The following is a 26,770-nucleotide window of genomic DNA, read 5'->3' as shown; positions in this document are numbered from 1 at the left end:
CGCTTCGATGCCCGAGATCGAGTGTCGCCTGTCGCTGCGGCACGCCGACTTCATCATGCAGAACCACCGGGTGCACGGTGTGTCGGTGATGCCGGGAGTGACCTTCCTCGACATCGTCTACCGCATCCTCATCGCCAAGGGGTTCGACCACCGGCGCGCGGAGCTGCACAACGTGCTGTTCACCGAGGCGGTCGCCACGGCCGACGGCCTCGGCCGGGAGATCCGCGTGCTCGTCGGCCCCGAGGAGGACGGCGTGCGCCAGGTGACCGGGGAGAGCCGCCAGGCGGGCGGCGACGACTCGTCCTGGCGGCGGAACTTCTCGGCCGAGCTCCGCTTCGCCGGCGGGCCCGAGCCCGGGCGGCTCGATCTCGCCGCCGTCAGGGCGAGGGCCACGACCCGCCGCGACATCGCCGAGCTGTACGCACAGGCCCGCGGCGAGCGGATCGAGCACGGCGCCCCCATGCGCTGCCGGGGCCCGCTGTTCCAGGGGGACGGCGAACTGCTGGCCGAGCTGGACCTGGAGAGCGCGGGACCCGGCCACGGGAAGGGCTTCCACCTGCACCCGGCGGTACTCGACGCGGCCTCCATCGTGGCCTACGGCCAGCGGCCGTCGCCGGGCGACCCGTTCATTCCCGTCTTCATCGAGCGCTTCCGCGCTCACCGGCCGCTGCGCGGCCGGTGTCACGTCCACGTGCCGTCGCCCGAGGAGTTCGCGACCTCGGGCGACGTGGTCCACAACGACTGCTTCCTGTACGACGAGGAGGGCCTGCTCGTCGCCGAGTTCCGCAAGCTCACCTGCAAGCGGATCCGTCATCCCGAGCTGATCACGAAGCTGGTGGACGGCGAGCCCGTTCAGGCCGTTCAGTCCGGCGAGACGGGCGACCCGGCCGGTGAGATGGCGGGGCGCCTGCGGGAGCTGATCGCCGGCCTGCTCGGCGTGGAGTCCGCGGAGGTCCGGACCGATGCCGGGTTCTACGAGCTCGGGCTCGACTCGGTCGCGATGCTGCGCATCAGCCGCGATCTGGAGGAGGTCGTCGGCAGCAGGCTCTACCCCACCCTGCTGTTCGAGTTCAGCGACATCGACAGCCTGGCCCGCCACCTGGTGGACACGTACGGACCCGTGGCGCGCTCCGGCGGAGAGGACGGCGTCGCGGAAACGGCCGGACGCCCGGCCGCCGCGTCCGGCGAAACCGGGATGACGTGCCTGGCTCCGGTGTGGGCGGCACGCCCGGCCGCGCCGACCGGCGAGCGCGATGACTTCCGTGCCCCCGGTGATGCTGGTGGCCCCGGCGAGCCTGCCGAGCCCGGCGACCTCGTCCTTGTCGGCGGGACCGCGGTCCTGGCCGACGCGCTGCGCGACGGGATCGCCGGCACGGGCCGACGGGTCGTGCACGTGACGGCGGGCGAGGCGTTCGCCGTGATCGACCGCGACACCTGCGAGATGCGTCCCGGCGATCGGGACCAGGCACGCCTGCTGCTCGGCGAGCTGTCCAGGACCGCCGCCGCGCCGAGGACCTATGTCGTCGTCGGCGATCCCGGCGGCACCGCGCATCTCGCCGGTGCGGAGACGGCGGATCGGGACGGGCCCTACCACGCAGTCTGGGCACTGGCCGCGGCGCTCGCCGACCACCGCATCGCCGAGCCGGTCGACGTGCTGTACGTCCACGCAGCCCCAGACGGGGCGGCGCGCCCCGGGGACGCGGCGGTCGGGGCGCTGGCCCGCACCCTGTCGGCCGAGGTCCCGGCGCTGCGCTGCCGCCGGGTGGAGGTGGACGCCGACGAGGGCGACGTCGAGGCCCTCGCCGCCGCGATCGTCACCGAGGCCGCGGCCGGGGCGGACGCCGGCGCAGTGGTGGCGGACGCCCACGGGGAGGTGCTGTATCGCGACGGCGAGCGGTTCGTCCGCGGATACACGCGGGCCCGGCCGGGAGGCGAGCCCCTGCGGTTCCGCGAGGGCGGGGTCTACGTGCTGGCGGGCGGCACGGGCGGAATCGGCGCCCTGCTGGCCGGTCACCTCGCCCGGCGCTGGCGCGCCCGGCTGGCGCTGCTCGGCCGGGGGCCGTTGCGGGCCGGCACGGCCACCCGGATGGCGGCCTGGGAGGAGGCGGGCGCGGAGGTCGTCCATCTCCGGGCCGACATCACCGACGCCTCGCAGACCATGGCAGCCCTGGACAAGGTGCGCGCGCTGTACGGCCGTGTCGACGGTGTCTTCCACTGCGCCGGGCTGGTCCGCGACGCCGTCTTCTTCGCCAAGGACCCGGCGGCGTCGGCGGAGGTCCTGCGGACCAAGATCGACGGCGCGGTCAACCTCGACCGGGCGACGGCGGACGACGACCTGGACATGTTCGTGCTGTTCTCCTCGCTGTCGGCGACCCTGCCGAACCCCGGCCAGTGCGACTACGCGTACGGCAACGCCTTCGTCGAGCACTTCGCCCGGGTGCGGGCCGAGCGGCCCGACCGGTCCGGGCGCACGCTCGCGATCGGCTGGCCCTATTGGGCCGAAGGAGGCATGCGCGTCGCGCCCGAGGCGCTGGAGCGGGCCCGCGCGTCGTCGGGGTTGGCCCCGATGCCCACCGAGGTGGGGCTGCGCACGCTGGAGGAGGCGGGGGCGTACGACGAGGTGACGATCGTCGCCGCCTACGGCGACCCCGCGGTCGTCGGCAGGACCGTCCCGGCCGTCGCACCCCGGGAGTGCGGAGAGTCCGGCGAGCGTGGGGAGTCCGGAGAGCCCGCAGAGCACGGCACGGCCATGCCGGGTGGCGCGCGGACCGGCGCCGCACGAGGGCGGGGAGCCCCCGCCACTGGCACGGTGGGTGGCCGGGCGGGCGCCGCCGGGCGGGACGAACCGGCCCCGATCGCCGTCATCGGCATGGCCGGCCGCTATCCGCAGGCGCGGGACCTGCGCGCCTTCTGGCGCAACCTCGCGGGCGGGCGCGACTGCGTCACGGAGGTGCCGGTCGAGCGCTGGGACCACGAGGAGATCTTCGACGCGCGGCGGGGCACGGCGGGCCGGACGTACGGGCGCTGGGGTGGTTTCGTCGACGGTGTCGACCGCTTCGACCACGCGTTCTTCGGCATCTCACGGCGCGACGCCGAGCGGATGGACCCCCAGGAGCGGCTGTTCCTGATGGTCGGCTGGCACGCCCTGGAGGACGCGGGCTATCCGCCCGTCGCGCTCTCCGGCCTGCCGGTCGGGGTGTTCGTCGGCGTGATGTGGAATCACTACCAGCTCCTCGACTCCGCGGACGACGGCGTACGCCCTATGGCGGTGCACTCGGCCATCGCCAACCGCGTGTCCTACACCTTCGACCTGCACGGCCCGAGCATCGCCCTCGACACGGCCTGTTCGTCCTCGCTCACCGCGCTGCACCTGGCGGTCGAGAGCATCCGCCGGGGCGAGTGCGACCTGGCGCTCGCGGGCGGGGTCAACCTGAGCGTCCACCCGCAGAAATACCTCCAGCTCGCGCAGGGCCAGTTCCTGTCCGACGACGGGCGCTGCCGCGCGTTCGGCCGGGACGGCACCGGCTACGTGCCGGGCGAGGGCGCGGGGGCCGTGCTGCTCAAGCCGCTCGACCGGGCCCTCGCCGACGGCGATCACGTCTACGGGGTCATCCGCGCCTGCGCGGTCAACCACAGCGGCCGGACCAGCGGCTTTACGGTCCCCAGCCCGGCCGCGCAGGCGAGGGTGATCGGCGAGGCCGTCAGGCGGGCCGGGATCGACCCCCGCACCGTGGGGTACGTCGAGGCGCACGGCACCGGCACCTCGCTCGGCGACCCCATCGAGATCGAGGGCCTGCGGCAGGCGTTCGCCGGCGTGGGGCTCGCGCCGGGCGTCCGCTCCGTCGGATCGGTCAAGTCGAACATCGGTCACCTGGAGAGCGCGGCCGGCATCGCGGGCGTCACCAAGGCGCTGCTCCAGCTGCGCCACTCGGCTCTGGCGCCCTCGCTGCACGCCGCCGAGCCGAACCCGCACATCGACGTCGCGAACTCGCCCTTCCGCGTGCAGCAGCGGCTGGAGCGGTGGCCCGAGCCGGAGGGCGGCGGGCCCCGCCGGGCGGGCGTGAGCGCCTTCGGCGCGGGAGGTTCGAACGCCCACGTCATCCTGGAGGAGGCGCCCCGGCCGCCGCGCCGCACCCGCCGCAGGGGGCCGCACCTGTTCGTCCTGTCCGCCCGCACACGGGACGCGCTGGGGGAGTACGCCCGCGCCTACCTCTCCTTCCTGCGTCCCGGCGACGACGGGGAACCGCTGCCCGAGCTCGCCGACCTCGCGTACACGAGCCAGGTCGGCCGGACTCCCATGCCCGTACGGCTGGCCGTGCTGGCGGACGACCTTGAGGACATCCGTACGGCGCTGTCCCGTTTCGCTGACGGCGAGCCCGGAGACGGCGTCCGGTCGTGGACGTCGGCGGAGACCGGAGCCGCGGCGGGATCGGCCATCGAGCCGGCGACCGGTGCGGTCGGCGATGACGGCGTCCACGCGGGCTCCGACCCCGTACGGCTCTTCCGGGCCGGAAGGCTGGCGGAGGTGGCCGCTGCCTGGGCAGGCGGCGCGGACGTGCCCTGGGCCGCGTGCCACCCCCGCCCCGCCCGGCGGGTGCCCATGCTGCCGGGATACCCCTTCGCCGAGGAGCGCTGCTGGCTCGGTGACTGGCGGCGCGGCGGAACCGAAGCGCCGAAGGCGCTCGTGTCCCTCGCTGTCGCGGCCGATGCCCATGCCGCGGACGCCGCCGATGCCTCCGAGGACGGCCCGGCCCGGCGAGCGGTGGCGGCCGGCGGGGCGCGCCCGCTCGCCGTCCACGCGACGCTCCCCGAGGCGACGCCTCCCGAAGAGACGCCGCCCGAAGAGACGCCGCATGAGGAGGCAGCGCCCGAGCAGACAGTGTTTGAGGCGCCGTCCGAGCAGACGGCGCACGTGCCGCGTGAGGAAATCGTCCGGGCCATCGAGGACGCGCTGTGCGAGCAGCTCTACGTCTCCAGGCAGGAGATCGACCCGCGGACTCCGTTCAGCGACATGGGCGTGGACTCGATCACGGCGGAGCTGGTGCGCCAGGAGCTCGGCGAGCGCTTCGGCGTCGAACTCGACTCGGTCGCCGTCTACGACCACCCGACCGTCGAGCGGCTCGCGGACTTCGTCCACGAACTGTGCGCCGCGGGTCCGGTCGCCACCTGTCCCACACCCGAGCCCTCCCCGCAGGCCCCGGAGAACGGCGCGTGGGCGGAGGCCGACGGTGCGGAGGAGCCTTCGCGGCCAAGGGACGGCGCGGCCGTCAGGGAACCGGACGACGACGTGCCTCCGGGCGACCAGACGACCGTGGATGCGTGCGACGGCGGTGCGCCGCCTACCGCCGGTGCGGCAACGGAGCGCGCCGAGTCCGGCGGGGCGGTCCCGGACGGCGGGCTGCGCGGGGACGACATCGCGGTCATCGGCATGTCGGGACGCTTCCCCGGCGCGCCCGACCTGGACGCCTTCTGGGCCGGCCTGGCGGCCGGACGCTGCGCCGTGACGGAGATCCCCCGCGACCGGTGGGACGCCGACGCGTGCTACGACCCCGACCGCACGGTCCCCGGCAAGTCGTGCAGCCGCTGGGCGGCCATGCTCGACGACGTCGACGCGTTCGACGCGGGTTTCTTCGGCGTATCGCCGCTGGAGGCGGAGGTGATGGACCCGCAGCAGCGGCTGTTCCTGGAGGAGGCGTGGAAGGCCTTGGAAGACGCCGGCTACGCCGCTCCCGGCTCGGGCCGGCCGCCGCGCTGCGGGGTTTTCGTGGGCTCGGGCGCGGGCGACTACGCGCGGCTGCTCCAGGAAGAGGGCGTGCTCGACAGCGGGTACGGCTTCCTCGGCACCTCGCCCTCCATCCTCGCGGCCCGCGTCTCGTACCTGCTCGACCTGACCGGGCCCACGATGGCGGTGGACACCGCGTGCTCCTCCTCCCTGGTCGCGATCCATCTGGCCTGTGAGAGCATCCGCACCGGGCAGTGCGAGACGGCGATCGCCGGCGGCGTCGCGCTGATGCTGACCCCGCAGCTCCAGGTGCGCTGCAGCCAGGTGGGCATGTTGTCGCCGACCGGCCGGTGCGCCCCGTTCGCCGCCTCGGCGGACGGCACGGTGCTCGGCGAGGGCATCGGCGTGGTCGTCCTCAAGCGGCTCGACCGCGCGCTGTCCGACGGCGACCACATCCACGGCGTCATCCGGGCGACCGGCGTGAACGGCGACGGCAGGACCAACGGCATCACCGCGCCCAGCGCCACGTCGCAGACCGACCTGCTCACCGCCGTGCACCGCAGAGCCGGGGTCCGCCCCGACGACATCGGGTACGTCGAGGCGCACGGCACCGGCACCCCGCTCGGCGACCCGATCGAGGTGAAGGCGCTCAGCCAGGCGTTCAGGACATGCACCGACCGGGTGGGCTTCTGCGGGATCGGCTCGGTCAAGGCCAACGTCGGCCACACGACGATGGCGGCCGGGGTGGCCGGGCTCATCAAGGTGCTCCTGGCGATGCGGCACGGCAAGCTGCCGCCCGCCGTCCACTTCGACGGGCCCAATCCCCACATCGACTTCGACGGCAGCCCGTTCTACGTCGTACGGGAGCTGACCGACTGGCGGCCGGGCCCGTCCGGCGGCCGGGTCGCGACGGTGAGCAGTTTCGGTTTCAGCGGCACGAACTGTCACATCGTGGTCGCCGAGCCGCCACGGCCGGTGCCACGTGACGGTCACTCCTCGGACGAGGCTCACGTCGTGCCCGTCTCCGCACGGACCGACGAGGCGCTGCGCCGCCGGCTGGCCGACCTGGCCGGCGCGGTCGCCGCGCTGCCCGCGTCGTGCACGCTGGAGGACGTCGCGTACACGCTCGCCGTGGGCCGCCGTCACCTTCCCGTACGGGCCGCCGTCGTCGCTCGCGACCTGCCCGAGCTGGAGGAACGGCTGCGCGCCCTGCTGCGTACGGGCCGGGCGCCGGGCTCCTTCCTGATCGCCACGCCGGTCGGCGCCGAGCCCGCCGGGGAAGCGGCAGGGGCACCGGCAGACGAAACGGCGGACAAGGCAGCGGGCGAGGCGGAGCGGCTGGCCGCGGCCTACGTAAGGGGGGAGGCCGTCGACTGGGCGCACCGTCACCGCGGCAGGCGGCCCCGCCGTGTGCCGCTGCCGGCCTACCCGTTCGCCCGCGACCGGCACTGGATCGGCGGCCCCCGCTCCGACCGGCCCACCCCGCGGACCGCGCAGGCCATGCCGGAAGGGCGGGCACGGGAGGACGCGTTCGGGCTCGCCGTACCCTGGCTCCTGCGCGACCACCAGGTGAACGGCGAGCCGATCCTGCCCGCCGCCGCGGCAGTGGAGGCCGTGGCCGGCGCCGCCACGCGGAGGGGCTCCACGCCACCGTTCACGCTGTCGTCGGTGCGCTGGCTGCGTCCGCTCGGAGCGGACCACGGGCCCGTCCATGTCGAGCTGGCCGCCGACGGCACGTTCGCGCTGACGGCCGGCGACCCGGCCACCCCGTACGTCACCGGCCGGGTGTCCCCGGCGCACGGCCAGGTCGACACCCTGGACCTGGCCGCCATCCGGGCCCGCTGCCGTGGGCGGCGGACCGCGGACGAGCTGTACAGGACCTTCACCGCGGCGGGAATCGAGTACGGCCCGGCCTTCCGCACCCTCACCGAGGTCCTCCTGGGCCCGGAGGAGGCGCTGGGCACGCTCACCAACGCCCCGGACGGCACGCCGGTCGGGTCCCGGCCGGGCGAGGACCGCTTCACCGTGCACCCGGCGCTGCTCGACGGCGCGCTGCAGACGGCGGCCGCCCTCGTCGCCGACGGCGCGACCGGCCCCGCCGTGCCGTTCTCCGCCGACCTGGTCGACGTCCTCGCGCCGCTCACCGGCCCCGCGTACGCGCACGTCACCCGGGACGGCGAGCACCACTTCACGATCGAGGTGGCCGATCGCGACGGACGCGTCCTGGTGCGGCTGTCCGGTCTCGTCGTACGACCGGTGCCGGATGCCCTGGACGGCATGCTGTACGTGCCGCAATGGCGGGAGGCCGGGCCGCGGGAGCGCGTCCCTGCCGGTGCGGACGCCGACGGCGGGCGGCGGGGGCTGGTCGTCCACACGGAGGAGTCGGCCGCGCTCGCCCGCGCGCTGCTCGCGCTCCACAACGGTGGCCACACCCGGGCACTCCCGCTGGCCGAACTCGATCCGGCGCGGCTCGACCCGCCATACGACCGGGTCTACTACCTGGCTGGTACGCGTCCCGGCGACGCCTCCGGGCATCCCGTCATGCTCGGCCTGTTCCGGCTGATGAAGGCCCTCATCGCGGGGGAGCGTCCCGGGCGGGGGACGCTGACGGTGGTCACCTCGGGCGCGGTGCCGTTCGACGGCATGGAGGGGGGACCGGCCGACGCGGCGGCACGCGCGGAGGCGGCGGGGCTGCTCGGCCTGGCCCGCGCGTTCGGCGCGGAGTATCCGCGGTGGACCGTCACCTGCGTCGACCTGGGCGACGTGCCCGATCCCGGCGCGGCCGCGCGTGCCGTGCGGGCGGAAACGGAGGGCACGCCGATCGTGGTGCGCCGGGGAGACCGCCGCTGGACGCGCACGCTCGTACCGGCCCGGCTTCCCGCCGCCGGCCTGCCGTTCCCGGAGGGCGGGGTGTGCCTCGTCGTGGGCGGGGCGAGCGGCATCGGCTATGAGCTGAGCCGCCACCTCGCCCGTGCCCACGGCGCCCGCCTGGCGTGGATCGGCCGCCGCGAGCGCGACGCGGAGATCGAGCGCCGCATGGCGGAGATCGCCAGCCTGGGCGGCGAGGCGGTGTACGAGAGGGCGGACGTCTGCGATCCCGCCGCCCTGCGCGACGCGGTCGCGCGGGTCCGGCAGCGGTTCGGGCCCGTCGACGGCGCGGTGCACTCGGCCGCCGTGCCGGGGGACCGCACCCTGGCCAACCTCGACGAGGAGACCTTCCTCGCGGCGCTGGCGCCGAAGACCACGGGACTGGTCACCCTGCACGAGGCGCTGCGCGGTGAGCCGCTCCGCTTCCTGGTGCTCTTCTCCTCGGCCGCGACGTTCGTGGACACCCCCGGGCAGGCGGCCTATGCGGCGGCGGGGACCTTCGAGGACGCGTACGGCCTGCACCTGCGGGAGGCGGGGGCGGCCCCGGCCGTGATCGTGAACTGGGGCTACTGGGGGGCCGTCGGCATGGGTGCCGACGATCGGCACAGTCGGCGCTTCGCCGACCTCGACGTGGGCTCCATCGAGCCCGCAGAGGGCATGGCCGCGCTCACGCGGATCGTCGCCGCCGGGGTGCCGCAGGCCCTCGTCGTGAAGGCCGGGCCCGCCGGTCTGGCCGGGTTCGGGATCGAGGGTGTCGCGCCTGGCTCCGGGGGAGACCGGCAGACCTCAGGGGCTCGGGTGGTCGCGGGCGCTCGGCAGGGCGACGGTGCAGCACCGTCGCCGGCCGCCGACGACGGCCGGGTGGCGCCTGCGGCAGGTGGCACGGAGGCGGCCCCGGCGACCGTGACCGGTGGCACGGGTGAGGTCCCGGTGCCGGTGGGCGTGCGACTCGACCGGCAGGCCCGCGACTACGTCAAGCGCGTCTTCGCCGAGGTGCTCAAGTTCCGAGAGGCGGACCTGGGCGAGCGCACCACGTTCGAGAACTTCGGCATCGACTCGCTGATCAGCCTGAACATCATCAACCGGTTCGAGCGCGACCTCGGCCCGCTGCCGTCGACCCTGCTGTTCGAGCAGCTCACGATCGAGCAGCTGGCCCGATACCTCGCCAGGGAGCACGCGGAGCGGCTGAGCGGCGTGATCGCTCTCGAGCATCCTGAGTGGCCCGGGCAGCCGGAGCAGCCGGAGCAGTCCGATCGGCCCGCACTCTCCACGTCCGCCGAGGCTCCCGGCTCCTCCGACCTCCCGGATGCCTTCGGGGCGCCCGCGGCCTCCGGAGCGTCCGTGCTCTCCGCGGCCACGTCCCGCGCGCCCTCGGCTGTCCGTGACGGCGATGCTGACGGCGGCGCGGACGGGGCACGGCCGGTCGATGTGGCGATCATCGGGGTGAGCGGACGCTACCCGGGCTCGCCCGACCTCGCGGCCTTCTGGCGCAACCTGGCCGAGGGCAACGACTGCGTCACCGAGGTGCCCGCGGACCGCTGGGACTGGCGCCCGCACTTCGACCCGCGCCGCGGCCGGCCGCAGCGCACCTACAGCCGGTGGGGCGGGGTCATCGAGGGCGTCGACAAGTTCGACGCCGGGTTCTTCGGCATACTGCCGCGCGACGCGGTGAACATCGACCCGCAGGAACGGCTGTTCCTCGAAACGACCTGGAACCTGCTCGAAGACGCGGGCTACCTGGGCGAGCACACCCGCGAACCGCGCACCGGCGTGTTCGTCGGCATCATGTACGGCACGTACGGCGAGTTGGGGGCCACCCAGTGGCCGCGGGGGCGCCTGTCAGGGGCGCACTCCGCCTACTGGTCGGTGGCCAATCGGGTCTCGTACTTCTTCGACCTGTCCGGGCCCAGCTTCGCGGTCGACTCGGCCTGCTCCTCCTCGCTGACCGCCGTGCACCTGGCGGTGGAGAGCATCCGGCGGGGCGAGTGCCGCATGGCGATCGCGGGCGGCGTGAACCTCATCCTGCACCCCAACCACCACGTGTCCCTGTGCGCGATGAACATGCTGTCGGCCGACGGCGCGTGCAAGGTCTTCGACGCCCGCGCCGATGGATACGTGCCCGGCGAGGGCGTCGGCGCCGTACTGCTGAAGCCGCTCGACCGAGCCCTGGCCGACGGCGACCGGATCTGGGGCGTGATCCGCGGCAGCGCCGTCAACGCGGGGGGAAAGACCGCGGGATTCACCGTCCCCAACCCCAACGCGCAGGCGGAGCTGGTGTCGGAGGCGCTGCGCCGCGCCAGGGTCGATCCCCGGACGATCAGCTACGTCGAGGCCCACGGCACCGGCACCGAGCTGGGCGACCCCATCGAGGTCTCCGGCCTCACCCGGGCGTTCGGTGCGGCGGGGGACCACGGCACGGGCCGGTGCGCGATCGGCTCGGTCAAGGCGAACATCGGTCATCTGGAGGCCGCGGCGGGCGTGGCCGGGCTGACGAAGGTGCTGCTCCAGATGCGCCACGGCACGATCGCGCCCTGCGTCCACCTCGAGACCCTCAGCCCGAAGATCGATTTCGCGGGGTCGCCGTTCCTTCCGTCGTCCGGGGCGAGGGAGTGGGCGCGGCCGGTGGTCGACCTCGGCGGCGGGCCGCGGGCCGTTCCCCGACGGGCCGGGGTGAGCTCGTTCGGCGCGGGCGGCGCGAACGCGCACGTCATCGTGGAGGAACATACAGAGAGCCGGCCTCGGCTGGCCGACGACGGAGATCGGCAGCTCTTCCTGCTGTCGGCCCGCAACGCCGAGCGGCTGCGCGCGTACGCGGCGCGGGTCGCGGACTTCGTGGACGACGACGCGGCATGCGACGCCACACTGCGCGAGCTGGCCTACACCAGCCAGGTCGGCCGCCAGGAGATGACGGAGCGCCTCGCGGTGCTGGCGACCGACCGGCGGGGCCTCGCGGAGCGCCTGCGCGCGTACGTCTCGGGCGAGCCGCATCCCGACGTCGTCACCGGCAGGGCGGAGGGGGCCGGCACCCTGCTCCTGCTGGACGACGACGAGGGCGCAGAGTTCGTGGCCACGCTCCTGGCCAGGCGCAGCCTTCCCAAGCTCGCCCGCGTGTGGGTGGCCGGGGCGCCGGTGGACTGGCCCGTGCTGTGGTCCGCTCCCGTGCCTCTGCGGGCGTCGTTCCCCACCTATCCCTTCCAGCGCCGCCGCTATTGGCTGGACCTGGACGGCCCGGTGCTGCCCGTCAACACCGGTGCGCCCGACACGACCGGCGCGCCCGACACGACCGGCGCGACACCTGCGACAGGTCCCACCCGTGCGGGTGCCGGGGACGCGCGCGCCGCGTCCCTCGGCGGCTCGATGACGTCCGTGCCGCCGGACGCGGGCTGGCCCGGCTCCGGGGAGACGGCGCTTCTGCGGCTGGACGGCGGTGAGCCGCACCTGACGGATCACCGCGTTGGCGGGGTGCGCTGGCTGCCGGGTGCGGCGGTCCTCGGACTGGTCCGCTCGGCCTCCGGCCTGTCCGGCGCCGCCGTGGCCCTGCGCGACGTGCGCTGGCACCACCCAATCAACCTCGAATCCGGCATCCGCGAGGTCTCGGTCCATTTCATCCAGGAGGAAGACGCCCGGCGGTTCCGGGTGCTCGGACCCGGCCGGGACGGCGCCGCGTACACCGAGGGCCTGCTGGCCCGGCTCGCTGCCGCGGCCCCGGCGGCTGACGGCGTGACCGGACCGCAGGCGGCTCGTCGCGACCGCGCGCAGGTGCTCGAACTCGACGCGATCAGGTCCCGGTGCGGCCGGGAGATCGACGTCGCGGGCTTCTACCGCGAGCTCGGCCGGGCGGGTCTCGACTACGGGCCCGGGCTCCGCGTCGTCTCCGCCCTGCGTGTAGGCGACGGCGAGTGCCTGGCCCGCCTCACCGCGCTCGCCGTATCCACTACGTCCACCGCACCCACAGTGCCGATCGTGCCCGCCCTTTCTGTAGCACCCACTGCGCTCGCCATGTCGGCGGTGTCCGCTCTGTCCGCCGAGCCGGACCCGGTGGCGGCCCGCGGCGTTCAGGCCGCGCAAGCCGCGTATGGCTCCTCTGCAGGGGAGCCTTCGGCGGAGGAGACGGGCGGGGACGGGGACGACGGCGGCCTCGCGCGCCAGGCCGCCCTCCTGGACGGCGCCTTCCAGGCGGCCGCCGCGCTGGTCGAAGGATCGGCGGGTTACGTCCCCCTCGGGCTCGACCAGGCCCTGTTCCTGGTCCCCCTGCCGTCCGCGTGCTGGGTCCACGTCGTGGAGAAGGCCCGGGACGTTCGGGGACGCCGCCGGTTCGACCTGCGGCTCGTCGACGACGACGGCGCCGTCCTGCTCGCTGTGGACGGCCTGACCGTCGCCCCGGTCACGCAGCCCGCCCCCGCGGGCACCGGCCGGATCAGCGCCCCGACCAGCGCCTCGACCAGCGCCCCGATCGGCGCCTCGACCAGCGCCCCGATCGGCGGCTCCGACGGCGGCGGGTGGCAGAGCGCCGGCTCCATCGACGCCGCCCGGGCGAGTGTCGCCGCCGCCACCGCTGTCGCGACGGCCACCCAAGGCGATGCAGGGGCCGGTGAGTGCCGTTATCTGCGTCCGGTCTGGCGTCCGGCCGGTCCGCCGCGCCAGGGCCGCCCGCCCCGCGTGGCCCTGCTCGACCTCGCGGACGAGCCGCTGCGCCTGGCCGTCGGGAGCGAGCTTGCGGGACGCGGCGTGACCTGTGTGTCCGTGGTCGCCGGAGCGGACTACGGACGACGCGACGACGGGACTTACACGCTGATCCCCGGCCACCCGGACCACTGCCGGCGGGTGATGGACGACCTCGCCGGTCGCGGCCTGCTGCCGGACGCGTTCCTGCGCGTACCGGCCGCCGGGGCTCGCGACGCGTCGGCCGACGTGCGGGAGGGGTTCCACGCGCCGTTCTGGACCGCCGTCTCGATCCTCGGGCGTAACGGCGGGGCACCGCTGCGCGCCGTTGTGGCGCACGGGGACGGCACAGGGCTGATCCGCCCGGCGTACGCCGCCGTGGCCGGGACCTTGCGGACTCTCGCCCTGGAGCACAGCCGCTTCACGGCCGCCCGGGTGGAGGTCGATCCCGGCACATCCGGCGAGCGGCTCGCCGCCCTCCTGGCGGAGGAGCTCTGCGCCGAGTCCGGCGGCGTCACCGAAGTGCGGTACGACAGTGCGGGACGCCACGTCCGCGGACTCGACGACTTCACGCCCGCCGACGTCGCCGGTCTCCCGCTGCGCCCCGGCGGCACCTACCTGATCACCGGGGGAGCCGGTGCCCTCGGGCTGCTCGTCGCCGAGTTCCTGGCCGGGCACGGTCCGGTCAACCTGGTCCTGACCGGGCGCTCCCCGCTCGACGAGACGCGCCGTGCCCGTGTCGAGGCCCTCGATCGCGAGGGCGTGCGGGTGCGCTACCTGGCCGCCGACATCGCCGTACGGTCCGACGCCGAGCGCCTGCTCCAGCGGGTGCGTGAGGAGTTCGGCGCGCTCCACGGCGTCGTCCACGCGGCGGGCGTCACACGCGATGCCCGGGCCGTGCTCAAGACGCCCGGCGAGGTGGCCGAAGTGCTGGCTCCCAAGATCGACGGGGCGCTCCACCTCGACGCGCTGACGAGGGACGACCCGCTCGACTTCTTCGTGCTGTTCTCCTCGGCCACGGCCGAGATGGGCAACCTCGGCCAGGCGGACTACGCATACGCGAACGGCTTCCTCGACGCGTTCGCCCGCGAGCGGGAGCAGGAGCGGCAGGCCGGGCGGCGCGCGGGCCGTACGGTCGCGATCGGCTACCCGCTGTGGCGAGAGGGCGGCATGGCCGTGGACGAGGCCACGGAACGCCTGATGGCCCGTCACTGGGGCATCGCGCCGCTGAGCACCCCCGCGGGCCTGGAGGCGTTCCGCCGGGCGCTCGCGGGGGACGAGCCGAGCTTCGTCGTCTTCCAGCCGGCGGTCGCCGAGTCCACCGGCGGTCCCGGCGCTCGGGACGCGGCCATGCCGTCACGCGTGGCGGACGAGGCTTCCGGCGCGGCCTCCGGCGGGGCGCCCGCGCACGCCTCGGAGGAAGGCGGCGGGCAGCACGCCGAGGGGTATGCGGCGCACGTGGAGCGCGACCTGCGCGCGGTGGCCGCCCGCTTCCTGCTGGTGGACCAGTCGGAGGTCGACCCGGACGCCGACCTGATGGAGCTGGGCTTCGACTCGGTCTCGCTCACCGAACTGATCAACGAGGTCAACGAGCGCTACTCGCTCGAACTCCTGCCCACCGTTCTGTTCGAGTGCCCCACGCTGACCGGCTTCGCCGCCTACCTCGACGCCCACCACCGGGCCGAGCTCGCCGCCCGGCACGGAAACCGGGAGCGGCCCGCCGACGAGGGGACGGACAGGCCGGCCGCAGACGAGCCGGTCACCGTAGCCGCGGAACCGGGTGCGGCCAGGGGCGGCGACGCGGGCGACGGGGACGGCGGCGTACGAGAACCGCATGGTGCGCGCGGGCCGGTCGAGGTGGCGGTGGTCGGCATGGCCGGGATGCTTCCCGGGTCGTCCGACCTGACCGAGTTCTGGCGCCACCTGATGCGCGGCGACGACCTCGTGGGCCCGGTGCCCGACGACCGTGCCGACCTTCGTGCGGACGATCGGACGCGGCACCTGCAGGGCGGCTTCCTGGACGACGTCGCGGCGTTCGACGCCGGGCTGTTCGGCATCTCACCCGCGGAGGCGGCGCTGATGGACCCCCAGCAGCGGCTGTTCCTGCAGGCGGCGTGGCGGGCGATCGAGGACGCCGGGCACCGGCCCTCGGAGTTGGCCGGCACCGCGACCGGGCTGTTCGCCGGGGTCGCGACCTCCGACTACGACGCCCTGCTCACCCGGCACGGCGTGCCGGTCCAGGCTCACATGGCGACCGGTGTCGCGCACGCGGTGCTGGCCAACCGGGTCTCGCACCTGCTGGACCTGCGCGGCCCGAGCGAGGCGGTGGACACCGCCTGCTCCAGCGCCCTGGTGGCCATCCACCGCGCGGTCCGCGCGATCCAGGCGGGGGAGTGCGAGACGGCCCTCGCCGGAGGCGTGAACGTGCTGCTCAACCCGGACGTGTTCGTCGCCTTCACCCAGTCGGGCATGCTCAGCCCGGACGGACGATGCAAGACGTTCGACGCGGCGGCCGACGGCTACGTCCGCGGCGAGGGCGTCGGCGTCGTGATGCTCAAGCCGCTCGACCGGGCGCTCGCCGAGGGCGACCACGTGTACGCGGTGGTGCGGGGCACCGCCGTCAACCACTGCGGCAGGTCGGCGTCGCTCACCGCGCCCAACCCGGAGGCGCAGGCCGACGTGCTCGTCCGGGCGCACCGCGAGGCGGGCGCCGACCCGGCCACGGTCACCTACATCGAGGCGCACGGGACGGGAACCCGCCTGGGCGATCCCATCGAGATCGAGGGCCTGAAGAAGGCGTTCAGCCGCTTGTACGAGGAGTGGGGCCGCCCGATGCCGCGGACCCCCCACATCGGCATCGGCTCGGTCAAGACGAACATCGGCCACCTGGAGGCGGCGGCCGGCATCGCCGGGGTCCTCAAGGTCCTGCTGGCGATGGAGCACGGGGAACTGCCCGCGACCCTCCACCGGCGAGAGGTCAACCCCTACCTGCGGCTCGACGGAACGCCGTTCCACCTGGTCGACGCCGCCCTGTCGTGGCCCGTGACCCCCGGGCCCGACGGGCGGCCGATCCGGCGCGCGGGCGTGAGCTCGTTCGGCTTCGGCGGATCGAACGCCCACGTGGTGCTGGAGCGGGCGGTGACCCGCGAGGAGGAGACGGTGGAGTCTTCGCACGCCGGACCCGAGCTGTTCGTGCTGTCCGCGCCGACCCGCGGGGCGCTCCGCGCGTACGCGACCCGGCTCGCGGGCTTCCTCGCCGAGCGGCCCGGCCTGGAGCTGTCGCGCGTCGCGTACACGCTGCAGGCCGGCCGGGAGGAGCTGCGCGAACGGCTCGCCGTGGTGGCGGCGAGCCACGAGGAGCTCGTGTCGGCGCTGCGCGCCGCTGCGGAGGGCGACACGGCGGCGAGAGGTGACAGGGCGACGGGTGACACGACGCCCGGCCACCACGGCGTCATCCACCTCGGCACCGCCGCGCGGAACGCCGGCCCCTGTGACGAGGAGGACCTGCACGCGCTGGCCCGTGCCTGGGTCGCCGGGGCGCGCGTCGACTGGGCCGCGCACAGGGCCCGGCGGGCGGGCCGCGGTGCCCGGCCGCCCCGCAGGCTGCCGATGCCGAGCTTCCCGTTCAGCCGGACGAGGTTCTGGTTCACCCGAGAGGAGTCCCGTCCCGTCCCGGAGGTCATCACGGAGGTTACGGTGCAGAAGCCGAACCAGCACGTGCGGCACAGCATGGGACCCCGGCCGGCCCGCCGGGCCCGGGTGCGGCTCGCCCCGCCGGACGCCGCGCGAGGACAGGAGGACCCCGCCTGGCCCGGCGAGCCCAGGGAACGTCCCGAGCCCGCGGCACGAGGCGTGGCGGCACCCGCGGACGGCGGCCGGACCGCGTCGAGCGAGCCCGCCGCCCTGCATGCCCCCCCGGAGCTCACTCCGCGGCCGGTGGCCGCCCCGGCCTTCGTGCGGGTGACGGCCGAGGCGGCGGCGCCGGTGACGCGGAGCATCAGAGAACACCTGGCGCGCATCCTCGCCATGCCGGCCGAGGAGATCGAGGGCGACCGGCCCTTCGCGGAGCTGGGTCTAGACTCGATCTTCCGGATGGACCTCGCCCGCAAGCTCGGCGCGGCGTACGGCCTGGAACTCAAGGCCGAAGACATGTACGAGCACGACAGCGTCGACGCGCTCGCCGCGCACATCACGTCGCTGACCGCGCCGTCCGGCGGTCGGCCCACTCACGACGGCGACGCCCGCGGCAGCCACACGCCGAACGGCCATGCTCCGGCGGCCGGTGCCCCGGCGGGCGGTGCCTTGAGCGGGAACCGCACCTCTGAGATGAACGGGAACCACGCGTTTGCGATGCGCGGGGACGACGCGGAGCACGGCGACGGCCGGGAGGCCGCCGAGCGGGCGGTGCGCGACCTGGTCGAGAGCGTCATCCGGCGGCCGCTGGACCCGACGCGGAGCTTCGAGCACAACGCGCTCACGTCGTTCGACATGCTGCGCGTGATCAGCGCGCTGGAGAAGCGGCTCGGTGGCCTGCGCAAGTCGCTGCTGTTCGACCGGCCAACGCTCGCCGAGCTGACCCGCTGGCTGCGGGACACCTTCGGGGCCGCCGCCGTCGCCTCGCTGGGCGCGTCCGGTGACGGCGCCCCCAGCCGCGTCGGCCCCGGCATCCCCGACGGCGCCACCGGAAGCAGCGCGTCACGAGCCGTCGAATCATCGGCCGAGGAGAAGGGCGCGCCGCTGATCGTCCCGCGGGCCGCCGTCGCCGGGCGGCCCGGCCTGCGGGAGGTGGTGGCCGACCTGGAGCGGCGCTACGCCAAGGAGACCGGGCTCGCGGGCCGGGACATCGCGCCGTTGCTGTTCCTGGGCTCGTCCCGCCAGGGGTTCTTCACGTTCTCGCAGCGGGACGACGACCTCTTCTCCTGGAGCTACGTCGGCTCGGAGGAGCACTTCACCGAGCTCGCGGCCGAATACCTGGACTACGCGCGAGGCCGCGGCCTCAGGGCCAGCTTCCTGTCGCTGCGGCGGCTGGAGGAGGCGGGAGGCCACCGCCTGACCGCCACGCCGTTCGGTGCGGTGCAGCGCCTGGAGGACCTGTCTCGGTTCACGCTGAAGGGCGGCCGGATGAGCCGGTTGCGCTACATGGTCCAGCGGTTCGAACGCAGCGGCTCCTGCCGCACCGTGGAGTATCGCTCGGGTTCCGACCCGGCGACGGACCGCCGGCTGGCCGAGCTGGTGGACCGCTGGGCCGGCGGCAAGCAGATGACCAACCCGTACGTCCGCAGGGTCCGGGAGGAGATCCGCGAGGGCCTGCTGGACGAGCGGCACCGGGTCTTCCTGACCTACCTGGACGACGCTCTCGCGAACGCGGTGGTCGTGACCCGCATCCCGTCTGAGAACGGCTACCTGCTCGACGTGGAGTTCTATCCCGCCGACGGCCCGCTGGGCGGTCTGGAGTACGCGATCGTGCAGATCATCGGCGTCCTCGTGGCGGAGGGGTGCACGCTGTTCAGCTTCGGCGCGAGTTTCGGGGCCAAGGTGTGCGACTCGCCGAACGCCGCGCCCGAGGTCGAACAGGGCCTGGAGGAGCTGCGCGGCGCGGGCATCTTCGGCGCCGGCAACTTCCAGTTCAAGAACAAGTTCCGGCCCGTGAACGTGCCCCTCTACCTCTGCCAGCCCGCCGACGGGCCGCGGACCCCGGTCGCCGACGTCATCTTGATGATCGCGGACCCGTCCGCGCCCACCGGCATCACGGCACCCGCCGCCCCCGACCGCCCCACCGCCTCCGACGACGGCCCCGCTTCCGACGGTCGCGCCGCCGTGAGCGCGCCCGCCGCTGTCGCCGTCTCGTCCGGCCCCTCCAGAAGAGGCGACGCCGGTCCGGCGGTCACGGCTGAGGAGCGGGAGGCGCTGCTGGCGGCTCACGGGCACAACCCGCTGCGGCTGCCGCCGGAGGCCGTCGAGTTCGACCTGGTCACCGACTCGTGGGCCGAGCGTACGGACGAGGTGGTGGCGCGGCGAGCCGAGGAGCTGATCCGCCGGGCCGCCGAGCCGGGCGCGGGCGACGAGCTCACCCCGCCCTGGCTGCCGTTCGAAACGGTCGTCGCGGCGCCGTCCGGCCGGGCCGCCGAGGCGCTGCTGTGCCGGTCGTGGCCGGGACGGCGCGGCGCCGTGCCGCACAACGGGCTCTTCCCGACCCTGCTGTTCAACCTGGCCGACAACGGCTTCGACCCCGTCCCGTTGCCGTCCGTCTCCAGCGGTCATTTCGGCGGCGACCTGGACCTCGCCGCCCTGGACAGGGCGCTGGAGGCCGGGGAGATCGCCTTCGTCGCCGTCGAGCTGACCGGCAACGCCGGGGGCGGCGCACCGGTGTCGGCCGCCAATCTCCGTCAGGTGCGGGAGCGTGCCGCGGCGCAGGGTGTGCCGGTGGTCGTCGACGCGACCCGCGTGGTGGAGAACGCCGTCTTCGTGGCCGAGCATGAGCCGGGACACCAGGGCCGCGGAGTGTGGGACGTGGTACGCGACCTGCTCTCCCTGGCGGACGTCGTGACGATGAGCGCCACCAAGGACTTCGGGGTCCACGCGGGCGGCCTGGTGGCGACCCGCCTGCCCGAGGTGGCGGCGCGGCTGCGGGAGGAGGCCGAGCTGCGCGGGCCCGGTCTCAACCTGCTCGACCGCCGCGCGCTGTCGCTGGCCCTCGCCGACTGCGAGGGCGTGCTGAAGCTGGTGCGTCAGCGGATGCGCGGCGTGCGGACCCTGTGGCGGAGTCTCGACGCCGCGGGCGTGCCGCTCGCCGGCCCCACCGGTGGGCCCCCCGGCGGGCACTGCCTGCTGCTCGACCTGTCCCGCATGGACCACCTCGCCGGTCTGCCCCATCCGGTGCCGTCGTTCCTCGCCTGGATGTTCCGCGAGACCGGTGTGCGCGGCGGGCCGCACCTCGCGGGCGACCGGCTGGTCCGGCTCGCCGTCCCCCTGGGCTACGGCAAGGCCGAGATCGATCTCGTCGCCGAGCGGCTGACCGGGCTGTTCGGCTCCGCCGCCGAGGTGCCGTGCCTGGTGACGGCCGAGGAGCCGGTCACGGCCCTCGACGCCGCCCGCGCCGCCTACCGTCCCGCCGGGGAGGTGCCGTCCGACATCCAGGACGTGCTGCGCGAGGGCTACCGCCCGGCCGACCAGAACTGGGCGGCGGTGCGGGAGGCCGCTCCCGGTGTCCGGCGCACGCTCGTGGCGTACGTTGGGGGGCAGGTCGAGGTGCTCAGCGCGGGCGAGGGCCCGACGCTGCTGCTGATGCATCCGTTCAACATGGGCGCGGGGGTGTTCGCCCGGCAGTTCCGCGACCTGGCCGGGCGGTGCCGGGTCGTGGTGATCCACCACCCCGGGGTCGGCGCGACCACCGCGGACGGCGACATCAGCCTCGACGGCATCACCGCCCTGCACTTCGACGTCCTGCGCCGCCTCGGGGTGGAGTTCCCGGTCCACGTCGCCGGCGCGTCGTTCGGCAGCCTGCTGGCGCAGAACTTCGCGTTGCGGCATCCCGAGGCCACCGCGTCCCTGTCGATCATCTGCGGGTCGTACAAGTACGCCAACCGTGCCGGCGCCGTGAACCGGCTGGAACGCGTGGTGGCCGAGGACCTCGACCACATCGTCGCCGGATCGGGGTCGGCCCGGATCCGCGAGCAGCGGGACGACCTGGAGGCGGCGCTGCTGCGCTGCGAGAGCATGGACCCGCGGATCGGCCTGCGCTACCTCGACGTCTTCGCGGCCGAGCCCGACCTGCTCGGCCGGCTGCCGGGTATCTCGGTGCCCACGCTGATCGTCCAGGGCCGCCACGACTCGGTCATCCCGCTCAAGACCGCGCATCTGCTGCACGGCCTCATCCCCGACGCGCGGTACGTCGAGATCCCCGACGCGGGCCACTTCCCCTGCGTCACACACCCGGAAGAGGTGAACCACGCACTGGCCGGCTTCCTCCGCCTCGGAGCCGGTGACGAGCGCCCCGGCGCCGCCGGGCGGACCGCGTCGATCAAGGAAGGGCAGGGCCGACGATGACAGACCGGCTCACCGGCATCGAGTCCCTCAACGTGTACGGCGGCGTGGCGTGCGTGCCGGTCGCCGAGCTGTTCGCCGGGCGGGGGCTCGACACCGGCAGGTTCGGCAACCTCATGATGGCGCGCCGCGCGGTGGCGCTACCGTTCGAGGACCCGGTGACCAACGCGGTCAACGCCGCCGCACCCCTGCTGGAGCGGCTCGGCGAGGAGGAACGCGACAGCGTCGAGTTCCTCATCACGGCCACCGAGTCAGGGGTCGACTACAGCAAGTCGGTCGCGTCGTACGTGCACGAGCACCTCGGCCTCGGCCGGCACTGCCGGCTGCTGGAAGTCAAGCAGGCGTGTTACTCGGCGACGGCAGCGCTGCGCCTGGCCGCCTCCTATGTCGCGTCGGACGTCTCGCCGGGCGCCCGCGCGCTGGTGATCGCCACCGACGTCGCGCTGGCCGACGAACGGGCGGAGTACGCCGAGCCGGCCACCGGCAGCGGCGCGGTCGCCATGCTGGTCGGCGACGACCCGCGGGTGCTCGCCCTCGACCCCGGGGCCTTCGGCCTCTACAGCTTCGAGACGCTCGACACCGCCCGGCCCTCCCCGGCGTACGACATCGCGGACGTGGACCGGTCGCTGCTTGCCTACCTGGAGTGCCTGCGGGAGAGCTTCGCCGACTACCGCGCGCGGGTCGAGGACGTCGACCTGATGACGACGTTCGACCTGCTGGCGCTGCACACGCCGTTCGCGGGGATGGTCAAGGCCGGGCATCGCAAGCTGCTGCGCGAGTTCACCGCGGCGACCCCGGCCGAGATCGAGGCGGACTTCGAGCGGCGGGTGGGCCCGTCGCTGACCTATCCCGGAGAGGTCGGCAACCTCTTCTCCGGCTCGCTCTACCTCGCCCTGGCCGCCGCGCTCGACACCGCACGGCCCGCCGCGCCGCTGCGTGTCGGCCTGTTCTCCTACGGCTCGGGCTGCTCGTCGGAGTTCTTCAGCGGTGTGGCCGACCAGAGGTCGGCCGAGGAGGTCGCGGCCATGGACATCGCCGGCCGGCTGTCGGCCAGGGCCGAGCTGACCTTCGCCGAATATCTGGAGGTGCTGCCGGAGAACATGCGCTGCCTGGTGCCGGAGCGCGACCGGAAGGTGGACGTGGCCGCCTACGAGCACCTTCTGGACCGGTGCGCCGACCGGCGCCCGATGCTGGCCCTGCGCGCGGTGGAGGACCACCACCGCCGGTACGAGTGGATCTGAAGGGAGTTGAGGGGTGCATGGACGATGTCGCGATCCTCGAATCGATCCGGCGGCAGACGGTGGCGGTGGTCCCGGAGATCGACCCGGCTGAGATCACGCCCGACCGCAGCCTGGCCGACCTCGGCTGCAACAGCGTGGACCGGGCCGACATCGTCACCGCGGTGATGGAGGAGCTCGCGATCGAGGTGCCGCTGTCGGAGTTCCGCCAGGGCGCGCCGGTCGGGGAGCTCGTCGAACTGCTGCGCACGCATGCCTGAGCGGCACGTTCCGATGGAGGCGCTGCGATGCACACGGTGACCGTCACGGGCGTCGGCGTGGTCTGTGCGATCGCGGGCGACGCCGGCGCGTTCGAGCGGGCGCTGCGGGAGGGACGGCGGGGCGTGTGCTCGTGCCCTGACGGAGGCCCTCCGGCCGCCCTGCTGGACGAGGAGGTCCGCGAGGCGTTGCCCGTCCTGCCCGCGGGCGCGCCCGACGCCCTGCGGCGCTCCGCCGAACGGCTCACCCGGCGGGCCCCGCTGCCGCTGCGCGCCGCCGTCGGCGTGGCCGCCGAGGCCTGGATCGGGGCGGGCCTGCACATCGCGGCCGTGCCGGGCGACCGCGTGGGGCTCGTGGTCGCCGGGAGTAACCTGACCGGTCGGCACCTGACGGACCTGCACGACCGGTACGCGAACCGGCCCGCCCACCTGCCCCCGCGTGCGGCCCTGCGGCTCCTCGACACCGATCACGTCGGCACGATCAGCCAGCTGCTCCAGATCAGGGGGGAGGGCTGCACCGTGGGCGCGGCCTCGGCGAGCGGCAACGCCGGCCTCGTGCACGGCGCCCGCCTCGTCGCCACAGGAGAGGCCGACGTGTGCCTCGTCGTCGGCGCCCTCGCCGACCTGTCCGCCATCGAGGAGCGGGCCCTGCTCAACGTCGGCGCGATGGCCCCGGGTCCGGTGGGACCGCCCTTCGACGAGACGCACGGCGGCTTCGCCTACGGCCAGGGCGCCGCGTGCGTGGTGCTGGAGTCGCGGCGGTCCGCGCGGGCGCGGGGCGCCGAGGTGCTCGCCGAGCTGGCCGGATGGGACCTGCGCCTGGCCGCGAACAGCCTCACCGAGCCCGACGGCGAGGCCGAGGCGGCCACGATGACCCGGGCGATGAGCCGGGCCGGCGTCTCGCCCGGCGACGTGTCGTACGTGAACGCGCACGGCACCGGAGCCCCGCTGGGGGACGCGGCGGAGGCGGAGGCGCTGCGGTGGGTGCTCGGCGAGGCGGTGGGCGGGGCCTGGGTGAACTCCACCAAGGCCCTTACCGGCCACTGCCTGGCGGCGGCGGGGGTGGTCGAGGCGGTGGCGACCGTCGTGCAGATGCGGGGCGGGTTCGTTCACCCCAACCCGGGGCTCGCGCACCCCGCCGACCCGGGTCTCCGGTTCGCGCCGGCCACCGGCGGGGTCCGCGCCGATATCGGGGTCGCCCTCTCGAACGGCTTCGGCTTCGGCGGATTCAACGGCAGCGTGGTATTCCGCGCGCCCGCATGATCACGGGCGGCCCCGGCGGTCCAAAAAGCATTTTCCTACCCCCGATGATCGGTTGTATTCCTGAGGATTCGAAATCGTTCGGATGAAAGGCCGACGGCCGGGCGCGGAAAACCGCCCCGGCCGTCCTGTTCCGCCGGACGACGTTCGTCCGAATTTCAGGAAATCGCTTCCATGTAGTCGCCCAGCCGTTCCTCGTCCACCGCCAGGAAGGCGTCCGGCCGGCTCTCGATCAGCCCGCTGTCGCGGAAGCGCTTGAGGAAATAGCCCACCCGGGAGCGGGTGGTGCCGACCATGCCGGACAGCTCCTCCTGCGTGATCTTGTCGTGGATGCAGAGCTTCCCGGCCTTGGGCGTGCCCAGTTTGCGGGCCAGGCGCAGCAGGGTGTGCGCGAGGCGCTCCTCGCTGTCCGCCGTGACCAGGCTCGTGATCACCTGCTGCTGCTCGGTCAGGCGATGGGCCAGGTAGCACAGGAAGTCCTCGAGTAGACCGTCGTCCGCCAGCGCGGACAGGAAGTTCGCCCGGGGGATCTTGCGCAGGGTGGCCGGGGTCATCGCGGTCACCGTCTCGCCCCGCCTGCCGCCCAGCAGGCAGGACTCGCCCAGCAGGTCGCCGTAGGTGTGGATGCCCAGTAGGCACTCCTTGCCCGAGCGCGAGACGCTGACCGTCTTCAGCCGGCCGCTGATGATGATGTAGAGATGACTCGCCTGTTCACCGCATACGTATAAATGCTCGTTGCGGTTGAGTCTGACGACAGATGTGTGATCGGAAGCGGTACAACAGAGGGCGCGAAGCCGCTCGCCAACCTGTAAAGAGCCGGATGCCCGACGCATACACCCCCCAATGATGTCAACGCCTCATGATCCGCTTAGAGTTTAAGCGAAGCATGCTTAATGTGAAAAGTGCGCTTATCGTGCGCATTGTCGTGCCTATTTGGGCTGGTCGGAGTTCGAGAGGTGGTCACAGGCGCCGCGCCGGCGCATCCCGGACGCGATGAGGGGCAGGGAAGGCCCTGCCCCTCATTCGTCGTCGACGTCGATGGCGCTGCGGGGACACGCGACCGCCGCCTCCCGCACGTCGTTCCACAACTTCCGCGGAGGGCACGGGTCCATCAGGACGACCGTGCCCTCGTCGTCGGTCTGGTCGAAGACGCCGGGCGCGATGAGGACACACGTCCCCGCTCCGCAACATCGGCTGGTGTCGACGCTGACACGCATACTTCCTCCTCGGCCGCCCCGGCGTACGGGGACCGGCTCGTCCGATCTCGTCCTGCGGGCGCGCGGCCCCTGTCACCAGGGGACGGGAAGTTCCTGCACGCCGTACACGATCGCGTCGTAGCGGAAGGGGATCCGCTCGACGGGGGTTGCCAGGCGCAGGCCCGGGAACCGCTCGAACAGCCGGGTGAACGCGACCTGCAGTTCCAGCCGGGCGAGCGTGTGCCCGAGGCACTGATGCGGGCCGTACCCGAAGGCGACGTGGTTGCGCGCGCCGCGGCGGATGTCGAACCTGTCGGCGTCGGGGAAGACCTCACCGTCGCGGTTGGCCATCGCGAGGAGGGCGATGACGCCCTCGCCGGCCCGGATGAGCTGCCCGCCGACCACGGCGTCCGCCACGGCCACCCGCGTCATGCCGAGCTGCATGACGGTCTGGTGCCGCAGGAGCTCCTCCACAGCGCACGCCATCAGCTTCGGATCGGCCTTGGCCGCCGCGAGCTGATCGGGGTGCTCCAGGAGGGTCAGCACCCCCAGGCCGATCATGTGGGCGGTCGTCTCGTGACCCGCGGCGAGCAGCATCCAGGAGATCGTGATCAGCTCCTGCCTGCTCAGCCGCCCGGGGAGCACCTGCTCGGTCACGAGACGGCTGATCAGGTCATCGCCGGGCTCGCGCTCCTTGTCGGCCACGAGCCGGTCGAGGTAGGCCGCGAGGCCGGTCTTCGCGGCGCCGATCTGCTCGCGGTCGCTCTTGGCGTCGAACAGCGTCTGCAGATAGCCGCCGAAGGTGCCGTGGTCTTCGTGGGGGACGCCGAGCATCCCGCAGATGACCCGGGAGGGCACCGGCAGTGCCAGATCGCGCACCAGCTCGGCCGGGGAGCCGGACGTCTCGATGCGGTCGAGACAGCCGTCCACGACCGCTTCGACCGCCGGGCGCATGGCCTCCACACGCTTCACCGAGAACTCCCCGGTCAGCATGCGCCGATAGTGGGCGTGCTCCTCGCCGTCCATGCGGATGAACGTGCCCTTGAGCACGGGCTCGACGGGGTTGGCGTAGAGGTTGGGAAACCCGGGCCGGCTCATGTCGGAGCTGAACCGAGGATCGTCGAGCACTGCCCGCACGTCCTGGTGCCGGGTGAGCAGCCACGCCCACTGGCCGCTGGGCAGGTCGACCTGGCTGACCGGCCGTTCGAGCCGGAGCCTGGCGTACTCCCGCGGCGGATCCAACGGGCAGGCCCGTTCCGTCACGGGAAAGGCAAGGCGGGCGTCCGTCATCGATTCTTCCTTCGCTGTACGGCGCTCAGCTTGACGGGTGACCGGCCGGGCGGGGTCTCGGTCTCCCACGCGCTGATCTGGGCGGGAAGCCGGAGTGGCACTGGGATGCTACCGAGGGCCTTTACTCCTTGTTTGCTCAAGAATGAGCATGCTCGGGGGACTTGTCGTGACACCGCAGGTCCGGCGGCCTATGGAGATTCATGATTGTTTAGCCGTCTATGTGAAATTTGGTCA

7 protein-coding genes are annotated in these 26,770 nt (G+C 73.9%); 4 read left to right on the top strand and 3 right to left on the bottom strand.

From position 1 onward, the window contains the following. Positions 1-7: 7 nt before the first annotated feature. From FLV34_RS40635 to FLV34_RS22545, 4 genes are read left to right on the top strand one after another with little or no spacing between them, the layout of a single operon-like run. Positions 8-21,298 carry an SDR family NAD(P)-dependent oxidoreductase gene (locus FLV34_RS40635; protein WP_187280697.1) on the top strand — a complete coding sequence of 7,097 codons (21,291 nt, stop codon included), beginning with the start codon at positions 8-10 and terminating at the stop codon, positions 21,296-21,298. Next, complete coding sequence (locus FLV34_RS22555) at positions 21,295-22,536, top strand: hydroxymethylglutaryl-CoA synthase family protein (RefSeq protein WP_142648893.1); 1,242 nt, start codon at positions 21,295-21,297, stop codon at positions 22,534-22,536. The genes FLV34_RS40635 and FLV34_RS22555 overlap by 4 nt, the downstream gene beginning before the upstream one ends. A 17-nt stretch (positions 22,537-22,553) precedes the next feature. After that, positions 22,554-22,793: a phosphopantetheine-binding protein gene (locus FLV34_RS22550; protein ID WP_142648894.1), complete on the top strand. Its 240-nt coding sequence runs from the start codon at positions 22,554-22,556 to the stop codon at positions 22,791-22,793. Positions 22,794-22,820: 27 nt separating this feature from the next. Beyond that, positions 22,821-24,053 carry a beta-ketoacyl synthase N-terminal-like domain-containing protein gene (locus tag FLV34_RS22545; protein ID WP_147943988.1) on the top strand — a complete coding sequence of 411 codons (1,233 nt, stop codon included), beginning with the start codon at positions 22,821-22,823 and terminating at the stop codon, positions 24,051-24,053. Between the two features lie 155 nt (positions 24,054-24,208). Here FLV34_RS22545 and FLV34_RS22540 read toward each other — a convergent pair whose 3' ends face one another. The 3 genes from FLV34_RS22540 to FLV34_RS22530 all read right to left on the bottom strand — a co-directional run bounded on the left by FLV34_RS22540 (position 24,209) and on the right by FLV34_RS22530 (position 26,536). Next, positions 24,209-24,883, bottom strand: coding sequence for a Crp/Fnr family transcriptional regulator (locus FLV34_RS22540; RefSeq protein WP_142648896.1), 675 nt, complete (start codon positions 24,881-24,883; stop codon positions 24,209-24,211). Positions 24,884-25,069: 186 nt separating this feature from the next. Then, positions 25,070-25,267: a ferredoxin gene (locus tag FLV34_RS22535; RefSeq protein WP_142648897.1), complete on the bottom strand. Its 198-nt coding sequence runs from the start codon at positions 25,265-25,267 to the stop codon at positions 25,070-25,072. Between the two features lie 72 nt (positions 25,268-25,339). After that, positions 25,340-26,536 carry a cytochrome P450 gene (locus FLV34_RS22530; protein ID WP_147943987.1) on the bottom strand — a complete coding sequence of 399 codons (1,197 nt, stop codon included), beginning with the start codon at positions 26,534-26,536 and terminating at the stop codon, positions 25,340-25,342. Positions 26,537-26,770: the final 234 nt, after the last annotated feature.

Origin of the sequence: Microbispora sp. CSR-4 (genome assembly GCF_008033685.1) — a bacterium.
In the GTDB taxonomy this organism is placed as follows: domain Bacteria; phylum Actinomycetota; class Actinomycetes; order Streptosporangiales; family Streptosporangiaceae; genus Microbispora.
The sequence above is the reverse complement of the archived record's forward strand: the minus strand, read 5'-3'. Positions and strand labels throughout refer to the sequence as shown.